This window comes from Streptomyces sp. NPDC047028, assembly GCF_040644095.1.
GTDB lineage: Bacteria > Actinomycetota > Actinomycetes > Streptomycetales > Streptomycetaceae > Streptomyces.
This window is the reverse complement of sequence record NZ_JBEYVS010000001.1, coordinates 162,157-175,636: the sequence shown is the minus strand read 5'-3', so window position 1 is coordinate 175,636 and position 13,480 is coordinate 162,157. Positions and strand designations below refer to the sequence as shown.

General features: G+C 69.6%; 15 protein-coding genes and 3 tRNA genes. 3 read left to right on the top strand and 15 right to left on the bottom strand.

The genetic code is table 11. The features are described 5' to 3' along the window. Nucleotides 1-302: 302 nt before the first annotated feature. The 6 genes from ABZ854_RS00880 to ABZ854_RS00855 all read right to left on the bottom strand — a co-directional run bounded on the left by ABZ854_RS00880 (nucleotide 303) and on the right by ABZ854_RS00855 (nucleotide 4,389). Nucleotides 303-1,217: a hypothetical protein gene (locus tag ABZ854_RS00880; protein ID WP_361202315.1), complete on the bottom strand. Its 915-nt coding sequence runs from the start codon at nucleotides 1,215-1,217 to the stop codon at nucleotides 303-305. A gap of 189 nt (nucleotides 1,218-1,406) precedes the next feature. Beyond that, nucleotides 1,407-2,132 (bottom strand): 50S ribosomal protein L1, encoded by a 726-nt coding sequence (rplA, locus tag ABZ854_RS00875; protein ID WP_361202313.1) that lies wholly within the window; start codon nucleotides 2,130-2,132, stop codon nucleotides 1,407-1,409. A gap of 100 nt (nucleotides 2,133-2,232) precedes the next feature. Then, a complete protein-coding gene (rplK, locus tag ABZ854_RS00870; protein WP_053846805.1) occupies nucleotides 2,233-2,667 on the bottom strand; it encodes a 50S ribosomal protein L11 in 435 nt (144 codons plus the stop codon). Between the two features lie 247 nt (nucleotides 2,668-2,914). Then, nucleotides 2,915-3,841, bottom strand: a complete 927-nt coding sequence (nusG, locus tag ABZ854_RS00865) for a transcription termination/antitermination protein NusG (protein ID WP_361202311.1) — start codon at nucleotides 3,839-3,841, stop codon at nucleotides 2,915-2,917. 80 nt (nucleotides 3,842-3,921) lie between these two features. Beyond that, complete coding sequence (gene secE, locus ABZ854_RS00860; protein WP_129307417.1) at nucleotides 3,922-4,209, bottom strand: preprotein translocase subunit SecE; 288 nt, start codon at nucleotides 4,207-4,209, stop codon at nucleotides 3,922-3,924. A gap of 107 nt (nucleotides 4,210-4,316) precedes the next feature. After that, nucleotides 4,317-4,389: transfer RNA gene (locus tag ABZ854_RS00855), tRNA-Trp, on the bottom strand. A 262-nt stretch (nucleotides 4,390-4,651) separates the two neighbouring features. Here ABZ854_RS00855 and ABZ854_RS00850 point away from each other — a divergent pair. Next, on the top strand, nucleotides 4,652-5,878 hold the full coding sequence (locus ABZ854_RS00850) for a pyridoxal phosphate-dependent aminotransferase (protein WP_361202308.1): 1,227 nt from the start codon (nucleotides 4,652-4,654) through the stop codon (nucleotides 5,876-5,878). A gap of 126 nt (nucleotides 5,879-6,004) precedes the next feature. Continuing rightward, nucleotides 6,005-7,045: an adenosine deaminase gene (locus ABZ854_RS00845; RefSeq protein WP_361202306.1), complete on the top strand. Its 1,041-nt coding sequence runs from the start codon at nucleotides 6,005-6,007 to the stop codon at nucleotides 7,043-7,045. Between the two features lies 1 nt (nucleotide 7,046). Here the strand turns inward: ABZ854_RS00845 and ABZ854_RS00840 are convergent, their stop codons facing one another. Continuing rightward, nucleotides 7,047-7,670, bottom strand: a complete 624-nt coding sequence (locus tag ABZ854_RS00840; RefSeq protein WP_361202304.1) for a helix-turn-helix domain-containing protein — start codon at nucleotides 7,668-7,670, stop codon at nucleotides 7,047-7,049. Between the two features lie 136 nt (nucleotides 7,671-7,806). On the opposite strand from ABZ854_RS00840, the gene ABZ854_RS00835 reads away from it, so the two are divergent. After that, nucleotides 7,807-8,439: an NAD(P)-binding oxidoreductase gene (locus ABZ854_RS00835; RefSeq protein ID WP_361202302.1), complete on the top strand. Its 633-nt coding sequence runs from the start codon at nucleotides 7,807-7,809 to the stop codon at nucleotides 8,437-8,439. 19 nt (nucleotides 8,440-8,458) lie between these two features. Here the strand turns inward: ABZ854_RS00835 and ABZ854_RS00830 are convergent, their stop codons facing one another. From ABZ854_RS00830 to ABZ854_RS00795, 8 genes are all read right to left on the bottom strand, one after another. Next, nucleotides 8,459-9,514, bottom strand: coding sequence for a UDP-N-acetylmuramate dehydrogenase (locus ABZ854_RS00830; protein ID WP_361202300.1), 1,056 nt, complete (start codon nucleotides 9,512-9,514; stop codon nucleotides 8,459-8,461). 170 nt (nucleotides 9,515-9,684) lie between these two features. Next, nucleotides 9,685-11,121, bottom strand: a complete 1,437-nt coding sequence (locus ABZ854_RS00825; protein ID WP_361202298.1) for an MFS transporter — start codon at nucleotides 11,119-11,121, stop codon at nucleotides 9,685-9,687. Nucleotides 11,122-11,238: 117 nt separating this feature from the next. Next, nucleotides 11,239-11,808: a helix-turn-helix domain-containing protein gene (locus ABZ854_RS00820; protein WP_361202296.1), complete on the bottom strand. Its 570-nt coding sequence runs from the start codon at nucleotides 11,806-11,808 to the stop codon at nucleotides 11,239-11,241. 121 nt (nucleotides 11,809-11,929) lie between these two features. Further along, entirely contained in the window at nucleotides 11,930-12,358 is a 429-nt protein-coding gene (locus tag ABZ854_RS00815) for a MaoC family dehydratase (protein WP_361202294.1), read from the bottom strand. Nucleotides 12,359-12,365: 7 nt separating this feature from the next. Then, the gene (locus ABZ854_RS00810) at nucleotides 12,366-12,818 is read right to left on the bottom strand and encodes a MaoC family dehydratase N-terminal domain-containing protein (protein WP_129307426.1); all 453 of its coding nucleotides are present in this window, start codon (nucleotides 12,816-12,818) and stop codon (nucleotides 12,366-12,368) included. A 146-nt stretch (nucleotides 12,819-12,964) separates the two neighbouring features. Continuing rightward, nucleotides 12,965-13,129, bottom strand: a complete 165-nt coding sequence (gene rpmG, locus ABZ854_RS00805; protein WP_003948671.1) for a 50S ribosomal protein L33 — start codon at nucleotides 13,127-13,129, stop codon at nucleotides 12,965-12,967. Between the two features lie 90 nt (nucleotides 13,130-13,219). Further along, a tRNA-Met gene (locus tag ABZ854_RS00800) sits at nucleotides 13,220-13,292 on the bottom strand. A gap of 45 nt (nucleotides 13,293-13,337) precedes the next feature. After that, nucleotides 13,338-13,410: transfer RNA gene (locus ABZ854_RS00795), tRNA-Thr, on the bottom strand. Between the last annotated feature and the right edge of the window lie 70 nt (nucleotides 13,411-13,480).

The following is a 13,480-nucleotide window of genomic DNA, read 5'->3' as shown; positions in this document are numbered from 1 at the left end:
CCGAAGGAGGACTGGGGAAACGAAACGCCCCGGCGCAGGCGCACGGGGCGGACTCGACCGATCACACACCAGGGCGTGCGTCCGGGAGTTCTTCCACAGTCACCTGCGCGGGTCGCCCACTTTTCAGCGGATCCTTCGGCCACCGCACCCTCGAGTGAGCGCACGGCAACGACCAGCGGTCTTTGGCTTCGGTAGGAGACTACGGGACCGGGGTGCCCCCGAGCAAATCGGGCCGTACGGGTGCTCGCCCGGGGGTTTCCGCGGGGCGTACGGGTGCTTGTCCGGGGGCTTCCGGAGCGGGTTCAGGAGCTGACGCCGGTGCCCCCACCGGCCGTACCGCCCGCCTGCATGAGGTCCTTGAAGTCCTTGGTGTCACCGGCGGGCGGCGCGACCGCGGTGACCTTCACCCCGTAGTCGCTGTAGTACGCCGTGCTGGTCATCGTGCCGGCCGTCATGTCGGCCTTCTCGACCTTCTTGACCAGCAGGTCCTGGTCGTTGACCCAGATGTCGACGGTCTCCGTGGTGACCCCGGCCTGGCTGAGCTGCTTCTTCAGACCGGCGAGCTGCTCGGCGGTGAGGTTGCTGTTCTTCGCGGCGAGGCCGGCGACGTCGACCTTGCCCGAGTAGTGCGTGGCGCTCTGCCCCGAGACCTGCTCCTGGCCGACCTTCTTCACGTCACCGGAGGCCAGCAGCAGCCGCACCGACTGGTTCGGCGTGGTGTTCTGCATCTGGTCCTTCATGTACGCCCCGGAGCTGCCGCCGAGCTTGGCGAGGTCGTCGTAGGCGTACTTGACCCAGTGCTTGCCGCCGGTCTGCTGGGCGAACTTCTCGCTCATCTTCGCGTAGTAGGCGTCCGGCAGGTACCGGGCCTGCATCTGCGTGGAGCCCAGCTGGCGCATCGCGTCGGCCATCTTGCCGCCGGTGTAGGTGATGGTGAGGTTGCCCTTGAGGCCGTCGCCCCAGGTGAGGGCGCCGTTCGCGGTCATCGACATCGTCGTGCCGATCGTCGTGCTGGAACGGACCCTAGCCGAGTCGGCCTTGTCGGTGGACTTCTCCGCGGACCGCAGGGCGGCTATCGGGCTGACGCGGGTCACGGTCTTGCCCACCGCCTTGTCGGCCTTCCCGGAGCCGTCGGAGGAACCGCAGGCGGCCACCCCCGTCAGCGCGGTGACCGCCGCGATCGAGAGGGTCATCCGGCGCACGGTCGTGCTCTTCATCTCGTCCCACCCCTATGCGAGTTGCCTGTATCCGCACCGTAGCCCAGGGCACTGACAGCCGTGGGCTCAGGTCGCACAAAGAAAAGACGGACCCCGCACCTGGAAGGTTGCGGGGTCCGTCTGTGACTTAACGCGTCCCTGACACGGGACTCACGCGTCCGCGACGCGGCTGCCTGGTGAGCGCGGGGCTCAGACGGCGGCCGGGTCCTCCTCGACGAGGAGGTTGCGGGTGCGGTTCGAGTCGAGCGGGATGCCGGGGCCCATCGTGGTGGTGATGGCGGCCTTCTTGATGTAGCGGCCCTTGGCGGCGGACGGCTTCAGACGGAGGATCTCCTCCAGCGCGGCGCCGTAGTTCTCCACCAGCTTGGTGTCGTCGAAGGACACCTTGCCGATGATGAAGTGCAGGTTCGAGTGCTTGTCGACGCGGAACTCGATCTTGCCGCCCTTGATCTCGGTCACGGCCTTGGCGGTGTCCGGGGTCACGGTGCCGGTCTTCGGGTTCGGCATCAGACCACGCGGGCCGAGGACGCGGCCGAGGCGGCCGACCTTGCCCATGAGGTCCGGGGTGGCGACGACGGCGTCGAAGTCCAGACGGCCCTTCGCCACCTCGTCGATCAGTTCGTCGGCGCCGACGATGTCGGCGCCCGCGGCACGCGCGGCCTCGGCACGGTCACCGGTCGCGAAGACCAGGACCCGGGCGGTCTTACCGGTGCCGTGCGGAAGGTTCACGGTGCCACGGACCATCTGGTCGGCCTTGCGCGGGTCAACACCCAGGCGGAAGGCGACCTCGACAGTGCCGTCGAACTTGCTGGTGGAGGTCTCCTTGGCGAGACGGACGGCCTCGAGCGGGGCGTACAGCTTCTCCCGGTCGACCTTGGCGTCCGCAGCGCGGAGAGCCTTGCTGCGCTTGCTCACAACTTGCTCCTGTGTGTTCTGAAAGGAGTCGTGGTCCCTGGGCCGAGCAGGCCCTGCCACGTGCGACCGGCTACGGCCGCGATGACTGCTGGGGGTGGGTTCAGCCCTCGACCGTGACGCCCATGGAGCGCGCGGTGCCGGCGATGATCTTCGCGGCCGCGTCCAGGTCGTTCGCGTTGAGGTCGGGCATCTTGGTGGTGGCGATCTCGCGGACCTGCGCCTCGGTGATCTTGGCGACCTTGGTCTTGTGCGGCTCGCCGGAGCCCTTCTCCACGCCCGCGGCCTTGAGGATCATCTTCGCGGCCGGCGGGGTCTTGGTGATGAAGGTGAAGGAACGGTCCTCGTAGACCGTGATCTCCACCGGGATGACCCAGCCACGCTGCGACTCGGTCGCGGCGTTGTAGGCCTTGCAGAACTCCATGATGTTGACGCCGTGCTGACCCAGCGCCGGGCCGACCGGCGGAGCCGGGTTGGCCGCACCGGCCTGGATCTGGAGCTTGATGAGCCCCGTGACCTTCTTCTTCTTGGGAGGCATTGCTCTCCGGGTCCTTTCATTCGGGTCCATGCCCACGCGAGGATCGCGATCCTGACGCAGGCATACCGCACAACGATAACGGGTATAGGTGTGCGGCCAAAAACGACCAGGTCAGAAGGGCACGTGCGAAAGCCCCTCTGACCTGACCCACCTCTAGGGGCGCGGGGCCGTGTCGATCTGCGGCTCCGCCGCGTGGGCGCGACAAGCCCCCACCGGCCCGCAGTTACTCCACGCCGTCCGCGGAGCCTTAGTTCTTCTGGATCTGATCGAACGACAGCTCGACCGGCGTCTCACGCCCGAAGATCTCCACGAGCCCCTTGACCTTCTTCGAGTCGGGGTTGATCTCGTTGATCGTCGCCTGGAGCGTCGCGAACGGACCGTCGGTCACCGTCACCGAGTCGCCGACCTCGAAGTCCAGCACCTGGACCTCGACCTTGCGCTGCGGAGCCGGCTTGCCCTCGGCCTCGGCCGCCTCGCGGGCCGCCTTCTCCTCGGCCTCCGGAGCGAGCATCTTGACGATCTCGTCCAGCGTCAGCGGGTACGGGTCGTAGGCGTTGCCGACGAAGCCCGTGACGCCCGGGGTGTTGCGGACGACGCCCCAGGACTCGTTGGTCAGGTCCATGCGAACCAGGACGTAACCCGGCAGCTTGTTCTGCTTGATCGTCTTGCGGTCGCCGTTCTTGATCTGGACGACCTCTTCCTGCGGCACCTCGGCCTGGAAGATGTAGTCCTCGACGTTCAGCGAGACGGCGCGCTGCTCCAGGTTCGTCTTCACGCGGTTCTCGTAACCGGCATAGGTGTGGATGACGTACCACTCGCCGGGAAGGGTGCGCAGCTCCTCGCGCAGGGCCTGGACGGGGTCGACCGGCTCGGCCGGCTCCTCCTCGGCCTGCTCGTCCCCGGCCTCGGCGGCGACGGCGTCGTCCTCGGCGGCGACGGCGTCCTCGTCCTCGGCGGTCTCGTCCGCGACGGCGTCCTCGGTGGCGACGTCCTCGTCACCCGTGACGTCCTCGTCCGCGTCCTCGACGTGCAGCGCGGCCTCTTCCGCCGGCTCGCCCGACTCGGCCTCGGCAGCCTCGAACTCGTCCTGCTCGTCCGCGCCCTCGACGATGTCGAGCTCGTCATCGACCGACTTCTCGGGCTCGATGGCGTCGTTCAGGTTCGGGTCAGACACGATGGCTGCTTCTTCCTGGATACATAGAGGTGGAACATGCGAAAACGGGCGCCGGTACCACGGCGCCCTTCGCTCTGGACTCAGCCGAAGACGTACTTGGCCGCGTGGTTGAGCCCATAGTCAATCACGGTCACCAGGCCGATCATGATGGCGACGAAGAAGATCACCACAGTGGTGTACGACGTCAGCTGGTTACGCGTCGGCCAGACGACCTTGCGGAGTTCCGCGATGATCTGGCGATAGAAGATGGCGAGGCGCTTGAGCGGGCCCTTCTTGGCGCGCTTGCCGCCCTTACGGGCCTTCTTCTTGGACTCGGGCACCTCGTCCTGAGCATCAGGCGTGTCGATGGAGCCCACGGCGTCCGTCATTCGTCCTCACCTGATCCCGGGTCGTGGCCGTGCCGCGCCCGGTTTCTGAGCCGCACGGCGGTGCATTGCTGTACGTACATGCGCACACATCCTGGCGGTGTGTGTAGCAGGGCCGGAGGGACTTGAACCCCCAACCGCTGGTTTTGGAGACCAGTGCTCTACCAATTGAGCTACGACCCTTTGTGTGTCCCCCAACGTACCGCATCCGACCGGGTGCTCGGTGTGCACCGGCCGCACAGGCGGCTGCTGGAAGCCAACGAGGTGAGAGTGTACGTGGTCCGCGGCCCGGCGTCGAACAGAAAGTGCCCGTCCGAGGGTGCGGTACCGAAGATCGTCCTGGCCGGGGACGGGATTCGTATCCCTGTTCATACGCCGACCCCTTGCCGTTCAGTCTGTGAAACCGGTGTGCAGCGGGCCTTTCCGGTCTGAAACCATGGCCCCCATGAGCGCTGCAACCCCTCCCACCGAGCGCCGGGTCTCCGCCCGAATCGGCGCGATCTCCGAGTCCGCCACCCTCGCCGTGGACGCCAAGGCCAAGGCCCTCAAGGCCGCCGGGCGTCCGGTGATCGGCTTCGGCGCCGGTGAACCGGACTTCCCGACCCCGGACTACATCGTCGACGCGGCCGTCGAGGCCTGCAAGAACCCGAAGTACCACCGCTACACACCGGCCGGCGGCCTGCCCGAGCTGAAGGCCGCGATCGCCGCCAAGACGCTGCGCGACTCCGGTTACGAGCCCGACGTCTCGGAGATCCTGGTCACCAACGGGGGCAAGCAGGCCATCTACGAGGCCTTCGCCGCGATCCTCGACCCCGGTGACGAGGTCATCGTCCCGGCGCCGTACTGGACGACGTACCCGGAGTCGATCCGCCTCGCCGGCGGTGTCCCGGTCGAGGTCGTCGCCGACGAGACCACCGGCTACCGCGTCACGGTCGAGCAGTTGGAGGCCGCCCGCACCGAGAAGACCAAGGTCGTCCTCTTCGTCTCCCCCTCCAACCCGACCGGCGCGGTGTACTCCGAGGCCGAGACCGAGGCGATCGGCCGCTGGGCCGTCGAGCACGGCCTGTGGGTGCTCACCGACGAGATCTACGAGCACCTGGTGTACGGCGACGCGGTGTCCGTGTCCCTGCCGGCGCTTCTGCCCGAGCTGCGCGACAAGTGCGTCGTGGTCAACGGCGTGGCGAAGACGTACGCCATGACCGGCTGGCGCGTGGGCTGGGTCATCGGCCCGAAGGACGTCGTCAAGGCCGCGACCAACCTCCAGTCGCACGCCACGTCGAACGTCTCCAACGTTGCCCAGGTGGCCGCCCTGGCCGCCGTCTCCGGCGACCTGGAGGCCGTCGCGACGATGCGCGAGGCGTTCGACCGCCGCCGCAAGACCATCGTGCGGATGCTCAACGAGATCGACGGCGTCCTCTGCCCCGAGCCCGAGGGCGCGTTCTACGCCTACCCCTCGGTGAAGGAGCTGATCGGCAGGGAGATCCGCGGCAAGCGCCCGCAGAACAGCGTCGAGCTGGCCGCGCTCATCCTGGAGGAGGCCGAGGTCGCGGTCGTCCCCGGCGAGGCCTTCGGCACGCCAGGCTACCTGCGGCTGTCGTACGCCCTCGGTGACGAGGACCTCGTCGAGGGCGTGAGCCGCATGCAGAAGCTGCTGGCGGAGGCCAAGGCCTGAGCGGGCCCCGTCTCTGAGCGGGAGCACCGGGGAAACGTCCCCGGTGCTCCCGTTCGTCTGTACGAGCAAGACCACGTACGGGGAAACGGCTACCGGTGGGGCGGGTGTGTACGGCAGGATCCTGGGATGGAGCGTGTACGTGACCTCTCTGAGCTGCCGAAAGCCCATCTGCACCTGCACTTCACCGGCTCGATGCGGCCGGGGACCGTCCTGGAGCTGGCCGACAAGTACGGCGTCCGCCTACCCGAGACGCTGACGGAGGCGCTGACCGGCGGGGAACCGCCTCGGCTGCGCGCCACTGACGAGCGCGGCTGGTTCCGCTTCCAGCGGCTGTACGACGCGGCGCGTTCCTGCCTGCGGGAGCCGGAGGACATCCAACGGCTGGTCCGGGAGGCCGCCGAGGAGGACCTCACGGACGGCTCGGGCTGGCTGGAGATCCAGGTGGACCCGACGTCGTACGCCCCCCGCCTGGGCGGTCTCATCCCGGCGCTGGAGATCATCCTGGACGCGGTGGAGACGACCGCGCGGGACACCGGGCTCGGCATGCGGGTCCTGGTCGCCGCCAACCGCATGAAACACCCGCTGGACGCGCGCACGCTGGCCCGGCTCGCGGTGCGGTACGCCGACCGGGGCGTGGTCGGCTTCGGGCTGTCCAACGACGAACGGCGGGGCATGGCGCGGGACTTCGACCGCGCGTTCGCGATCGCCCGCGACGGCGGCCTGCTCGCGGCCCCGCACGGCGGCGAGCTGACCGGCCCGGCGTCCGTCCGGGACTGCCTGGACGACCTCGACGCGGCCCGGATCGGCCACGGGGTGCGGGCGGCGGAGGACCCCCGGCTACTGCGCCGGCTGGCCGATCGGGGCGTGACCTGTGAGGTGTGCCCCGCCTCGAACGTGGCCCTCGGTGTCTACGAGAAGCCGGAGGACGTCCCCCTGCGGACGTTCTTCGAGGCGGGCGTCCCCATGGCCCTCGGTGCCGACGACCCCCTGCTCTTCGGCTCCCGGCTGGCGGCCCAGTACGAGCTGGCCCGCGAGTACCACGGCTTCACCGACGCCGAGCTGGCGGAACTGGCCCGCCAGTCGGTCCGCGGCTCGGCCGCCCCGGAGGACGTCAAGGCCAAGCTGCTGGCGGGCGTCGACGACTGGCTCGGCGCCCCGGCCGTCTGACTCAGGTTCGCTCGGCGGCCACGGAGATCCCGGCCAGCAGCGTGCGGGCCAGCCGGGCGGCGAACTCGTCAGCCGCCGGGCGCGTGTCCGCCGAGTCGTACGCGAACGCCCGCTGCGCGCACGCCCCGAGGAGGAGCGAGGCGGCGGCGAAGGGGTCGGCGTCGGGGGCGATGCGACCGAGTTCGCGTTCGGCGCGCAGATAGGCGGTCAGTTCCTCGATGGGCATGTGCGCGCCGGAGCCCATCTCCCGCATCGCCTCGTCGTGCCGGCGTTTGAGCTGGGTCTCGGCGTAGAGCGAGGCGGCGATCGGGAAGCTCTGGTCGTAGAACAGGGCGGCCTGGTGGGCGATCTCCGTGAGGTTCTCCTCCAGCGTGCGGCGGCCGGGCTCGGCGGCGAGGCTGCGCAGCAGCGGGGTGAGGCGGGGCAGCCGCTCGTGCAGCACCCGGATGAACAGCTCCTCCTTGCTCGCGAAGTGCTTGTAGAGAGCCGCCTCGGAGCAGCCGGCGGCCCTGGCGATCTCCTTGGTGGTGGTGCGCGCCAGCCCGAGGGTGAACATCAGCTCGTGGGCGGCGTCGAGGATGCGGACGCGGGCCGGGGGCTGCTGGGGAGCCGGTTTCTGCTGCATGAGGCCCAAGGATTCCATGTCGTGGCCGACGGGACTTGACGGGTGGGTGAGTACTTACTCACTCTGGAGGGAGGTGAAGGTGAGTGAGCACTCACCCACCTTGAAGGATTCCACGCGACCAGCAGGAGTGCAGCTCATGAATCTCACCGTTTTCGGGGCCACCGGCGGCATCGGGCAGGAGATCGTCCGGCAGGCCCTCGGCGCGGGCCACCGGGTCACCGCCGTGGTCCGCGATCCGGCACGGCTGGCGGTCGGGGGCGACGGCGTGGAGGTGTTCCGCAGCGATCTGGGCGACGCGGAGTCCGTGCGTGCGGCGGTCGCGGGCCGGGACGCCGTGCTGTCCGGTCTGGGCGCGCGCAGCCGCAAGGACGCCGGTGTGGCGGCCCGGCTGACCCGTACGGTCCTGGCCGCGATGGAGGCCGAGGGCGTACGACGGCTGCTCCTGGTGAGCGCCGGCCCGGTCGGTCCGGCGCCAAAGGGGGAAGGGGCGGTCGACCGTGCCGCGCGCGGACTCGTCTCCGCGCTGCTGAAGGACGTCTACGCCGACCTGCGCCAGCTGGAGGCCGAGGTGGCCCGCAGCGCCACGGAGTGGACGGTGGTCCGGCCGCCGCGCCTCCAGGACAAGCCGCTCACCGGCACCTACCGCACGGTCCTCGGCGGCTTCCCGCCGCGCGGCCGGTTCATCGCCCGCGCGGACGTGGCCCACGCGATGCTGAGGATGACCGACGACCCGGCGACGGTGAAGCAGGGGGTCGGCGTGGCCTACTAGCTCAGAGACCGGACACCCGTCAGAGGCCGACGCCCACCGTCACCGGCTCGTTGACCAGGGTGACGCCGAAGGCCTCCCGGACCCCGGCCACGACCTCGCGGGCGAGCGCCAGGAGGTCCTCCGTGGTGGCCTCCCCCCGGTTGGTCAGGGCGAGGGTGTGCTTGGTGGAGATCCGGGCGGGACCGGTGCCGTAGCCCTTGGTGAAGCCCGCCTTGTCGATGAGCCAGGCGGCGGAGGTCTTGGTACGGCCCTCCCCCGCCGGGTAGGCGGGCGGCTCGGCCCCGGCGCCCAGGCGCTCCCGCACGCGCGCGTGGAAGGCGGCGAAGTCGGCGTCCGTGAGGATCGGGTTGGTGAAGAACGAACCGGCCGACCAGGTGTCGTGGTCCTCGGGGTCGAGCACCATGCCCTTCCCGGCACGCAGCTTCAGCACGGTCTCGCGGGCCGCGGCGAGCGGCACGCGTGCGCCCGGTTCGACGCCGAGGGCCCGGGCGGTCTCGGCGTACTTGAGGGGCGCCGACAGTCCGGCCGCGTCCTCCAGCTCGAAGCGGACCCGCAGCACGACATGGCGCTCGGGGTCGGCCTTGAAGCGGCTGTGCCGGTAGGAGAAGGCGCACTCGTCGTTGGTCAGCGTCACGGTCTCGCCGGCCCGGCGGTCGTACGCGATCACCTCCGTGATCGTCGAGGAGACCTCCTGACCGTAGGCGCCCACGTTCTGGATGGGCGTCGCGCCCGCGCAACCGGGAATCCCGGCGAGGCACTCGATCCCGGCGAGCCCTGCCTCGACGGTGCGGGCGACGGCGTCCGTCCAGACCTCTCCGGCGGCCAGCTCCAGCGTCGTACCGCGCAGTTCGACGCCGCGCGTGGCGATCCGCAGGGCGGTGCCGTCGAATCCCTTGTCACCGATGACCAGGTTCGACCCGCCGCCGACGACCAGCAGCGGGGTCCCGCTGTCGTCGGCCTCCCGGACAGCGGCGATCACCTCGGCGTCGGTGGTCGCGGTGACCAGCCGAGCCGCGGGTCCACCGAGCCGGAAGGTGGTCAGCGGGGCGAGGGGGGCATCGTGGAGTACCTGCACGCGCCCAAGACTACGAGACGCCACCGACAGCCCCGCGTGGCGCTACGCACGCGCGCGCGTAGGGCCCGATTTCCGAATCGGGGCCCTACGCGCGCGTGCGTGCGGTGGCGGCGGCCGGCCGTCCCGCCGGCCGGGGCTGCCAGTTCACGGCCGACCCGCCGGGGGCGTCGTCAGTGGACGGCAGTGGCCGGTTCCGCGGTCCGCTCCGCCGTCTCGACCACCCGGCCGGTCCGGCGGCGCGCCGGGATCACCAGGGCCGCGACCGCCGCGAGTGCGACCACGGCGGCGCCGGTGACGAGGGCGGGCCGCAGGCCGTCGACGAAGTTCTGCGCGGACTCGTAGCCGCCCTGGGCGGAGAAGATCGACGACATGACGGCGATACCGAGCGCGCCACCCACCTCCCGGAGCGCGTTGTTGGCGCCGGAGGCTATGCCCTGCTCCTGCGGACGGACGCTGGACATCACCAGGTTGGCGGCTGGCGCGAAGTACAGGGCCATGCCGACACCGCTGATGATCAGACCGGGCAGCTGGGCGGCGTAGGAGGCGTCCGCGGTGACCACGTAGGCCAGGTAGCCGAGCCCGGCGGCCTGGAGGAACAGGCCCGCGGCGACGACCGGACGGCCGCCTGTGCGGTCGGAGAGGATCCCGGCGACGGGCGCGACCAGCATCGGCATCCCGGTCCAGGGCAGCATCCTCAGGCCCGCCTCGGTGGGCGAGTAGCCGAGCACGCCCTGCATGTACTGGCTGAGCAGGAAGATCGAGCCGAACATCCCGACGAACATCAACAGGCTGGCCGCGTTGATCCCGGAGAAGGCCCGGGAACGGAACAGCCGCATGGGCAGCATCGGGTTCTTCGCGCGGGAGCTGTACTGCACGAACCCGGCCAGCAGGGCCGCGCCGGCGAACAGGGCGGTCAGCACGAGGGAGTCGGTCCAGCCGTCGGCGGGGCCGCGGACCAGGCCGTACACGATTCCGAACAGTCCGCCGCTGGCCAGCAGCGTGCCGGGGACGTCGAGCCGTGCGCCGGCGCCGTACGACTCGGCGAGGCGGAGGCGGGCGAGCGGCAGCAGCGCCAGGCCGATCGGGACGTTCAACCAGAAGATCCAATGCCAGGACACGTGTTCGGTGAGGCTGCCGCCGATGAGCGGTCCGGAGGCGACCGCCAGCCCGTTGACGGCGCCCCATATGCCGTACGCCGTCCCGCGCTTCTCGGCGGGCACGGCCGCGGTCAGCAGCGTCAGGGTGAGCGGCATCATCACGGCCGCGCCGACGCCCTGGACCGCGCGGGCCGCGATGAGGGAGTCGATGCCGGGCGCCATGGCCGCCGCCGCGGAGGCGCCGGTGAAGACGGCGAGCCCGGCGAGGAAGAGCCGGCGGCGGCCGAAGCGGTCACCGAGCGCGGCGCCGAACATCAGCAGGACGGCGAAGGTGAGCGTGTAGGCGCTCACGGTCCACTCCAGGTCGTCCAGCGCGCCGCCGAGGTCCTGGCGGATGGAGGGCAGCGCGGTGGTGACGACGAGGTTGTCGAGGGCCGCCATGAACCCGGCGACGCTGGTGATGACGAGGGCCCAGGCTGCGCCCCCGCGACGTGCGGTCTGCTGTGACATCGCTCCCCCAGTGGGTGATGATCCCGCTGATTAGTTATTGCTGACTAACTTCTGTGGTCATGAGGCGGCCCCGAGGGCGCCCGGCAAAGGGGCGCCCACCCCTCTCGTTTCGTTCCGCTAATTCTCCAGCCGGCCGGTGATCCGGGCCGACGGGTACATCGACTGCCACACCCGGTGCCGGGGCGGAAACCCCATGGCCGTGAGGGTGTTGACGAGCATCCCGTACGCCAGGAAGGTCGTCGTCTCGTTGTCGTCCGCGCCGAGCGGCAGGTGCACGGTGTCCCAGAGGTTCATCCAGCCGGCCCGGACGGCCTCGCCGAACTCGTGGTCGCCCTCCGCCTCGGCCGCCGCCACCGTGATGTACGTCTGCATCTGCATCTGGAGCTTCTCGGGATGCTCCGTGATCAGCCGGACGTACGCGGCGGCCATGGCGTGCAGGGCCTCCTCGCCGTGCAGCCCTTCGGCCGCCTCCTCGAAGATCCGGCACGTGTCGGCCACGCACCGCAGCGACGCGGCCGCGAAGATCGCCTTCTTCCCCGGGAAGAGCCGGAAGAGGTACGGCTGCGACACACCGACCCGCTTGGCGATCGCCTCGGTGGAGGTGCCGTAGTAGCCCCTCTGCGCGAACTCCGCGATCGCCGCAAGAACGACGCTCTCGCGCCGCTCTTCTGCGCTCATCCTGACCATGAGAGAAAGTTAGTACTCAATCACTAACTAAGTCAAGAGGCAGTGCGAGCGGAGCAAGCGGTAAGGGGCGCTCCTCAAAGGGAGGACGCCCCTTACCGCACCACCTTCGTCGCGCCTCGACTCAGGCCAGTCGCACGACCGCTCGGGACATGCCGAGCACCTTCTGGCCGCCGCTCATGGCCGTGAGGTCCACGCGGACGGTGTTGTCGTGCAGCTTGGCCGCGACCTTGCCGCTGACCTCGATCACGGCGCCCTGGTCGTCGTCGGGCACGACGACGGGCCGGGTGAAGCGCACCCCGTACTCGACGACGGCGGCCGGGTCACCGGTCCAGTCGGTGACCACGCGGATCGCCTCGGCCATGGTGAACATGCCGTGCGCGATGACGTCCGGCAGACCCACCTCCTTGGCGAACCTCTCGTTCCAGTGGATGGGATTGAAGTCCCCGGAGGCACCCGCGTACCGCACGAGCGTGTCGCGGGTCACGGGGAAGGTCTGCGCCGGCAGTTCGGTGCCGGCCTCGACGTCGTCGTACGCGATCTTCGCCGTCATCGGTCCCTCACGCCTCCTCGGCCGCGCGGGCCACGAGCTTGGTCCAGGCGGTCACGACGTGCTCGCCGGCCTCGTCGTGCACCTCGCCGCGGATGTCCAGGATGTCGTTGCCGGCGAGGGACTTGATGGCCTCGATGGTGGAGGTGACGGTGAGCCGGTCACCGGCGCGCACGGGACGCTTGTAGGCGAACTTCTGGTCGCCGTGCACGACCCGGCTGTAGTCCAGGCCGAGCTGCGGGTCCTCGATGACCTGTCCGGCCGCGCGGAAGGTGATGGAGAACACGAACGTCGGGGGCGCGATCACATCGGGGTGACCGAACGCCTTGGCCGCCTCCGGGTCCGTGTACGCCGGGTTGCCGTCCCCGACGGCCTCCGCGAACTCGCGGATCTTCTCGCGGCCCACCTCGTAGGGCGCGGTGGGGGGGTAGGTCCGCCCCACGAAGGACTGGTCGAGCGCCATGGCCCGGCACCTCCTGATGTCTGCTGTGTTGGACCGGAAACCCACTGGATACCGGTCGTCGCTCCCGGATCGATACCGGCCGGTACCGCGGCCACAAACGACGCGAGGCCGCCCCCGGCAGGGGACGGCCTCGCGTACGAGCCTGTTTATCGCGTTTCGCGGTGCGCGGTGTGCGCGTTGCAACGCGGGCAGTGCTTCTTCATCTCAAGACGGTCCGGGTTGTTACGCCGGTTCTTCTTGGTGATGTAGTTCCGCTCCTTGCACTCCACGCAGGCCAGCGTGATCTTCGGGCGGACGTCGGTGGCAGCCACGTGAGTGCTCCTAGGACGAACGGATTGACTGATTTAACGCAAGCAAGAGTAGCCGATCGAAGGACCGACCCCGCAATCGGCTACTGTCAGTAGCGGTGACCGGACTTGAACCGGTGACACAGCGATTATGAGCCGCTTGCTCTACCGACTGAGCTACACCGCTTTGATGAGATCAGCCCCGCCTCGCGACGGGAACCTCTCACACCAGAGCCCCAAAACGGAATCGAACCGTTGACCTTCTCCTTACCATGGAGACGCTCTGCCGACTGAGCTATTGGGGCGAGCGATGAAGACATTACACGCTCCGCCGCCGTTCGCCCAAATCCGTATCCATGCCCTCACGGCGGCCGG

Bases quoted from the DNA above. Each gene is read 5' to 3' on its own strand.
- ABZ854_RS00880 (WP_361202315.1), bottom strand. From the start codon at position 1,217: ATGAAGAGCACGACCGTGCGCCGGATGACCCTCTCGATCGCGGCGGTC.
- rplK (WP_053846805.1), bottom strand. From the start codon at position 2,667: ATGCCTCCCAAGAAGAAGAAGGTCACGGGGCTCATCAAGCTCCAGATC.
- secE (WP_129307417.1), bottom strand. From the start codon at position 4,209: ATGACGGACGCCGTGGGCTCCATCGACACGCCTGATGCTCAGGACGAG.
- ABZ854_RS00850 (WP_361202308.1), top strand. From the start codon at position 4,652: ATGAGCGCTGCAACCCCTCCCACCGAGCGCCGGGTCTCCGCCCGAATC.
- ABZ854_RS00845 (WP_361202306.1), top strand. From the start codon at position 6,005: ATGGAGCGTGTACGTGACCTCTCTGAGCTGCCGAAAGCCCATCTGCAC.
- ABZ854_RS00840 (WP_361202304.1), bottom strand. From the start codon at position 7,670: ATGCAGCAGAAACCGGCTCCCCAGCAGCCCCCGGCCCGCGTCCGCATC.
- ABZ854_RS00835 (WP_361202302.1), top strand. From the start codon at position 7,807: ATGAATCTCACCGTTTTCGGGGCCACCGGCGGCATCGGGCAGGAGATC.
- ABZ854_RS00825 (WP_361202298.1), bottom strand. From the start codon at position 11,121: ATGTCACAGCAGACCGCACGTCGCGGGGGCGCAGCCTGGGCCCTCGTC.
- ABZ854_RS00820 (WP_361202296.1), bottom strand. From the start codon at position 11,808: ATGGTCAGGATGAGCGCAGAAGAGCGGCGCGAGAGCGTCGTTCTTGCG.
- ABZ854_RS00815 (WP_361202294.1), bottom strand. From the start codon at position 12,358: ATGACGGCGAAGATCGCGTACGACGACGTCGAGGCCGGCACCGAACTG.
- ABZ854_RS00810 (WP_129307426.1), bottom strand. From the start codon at position 12,818: ATGGCGCTCGACCAGTCCTTCGTGGGGCGGACCTACCCCCCCACCGCG.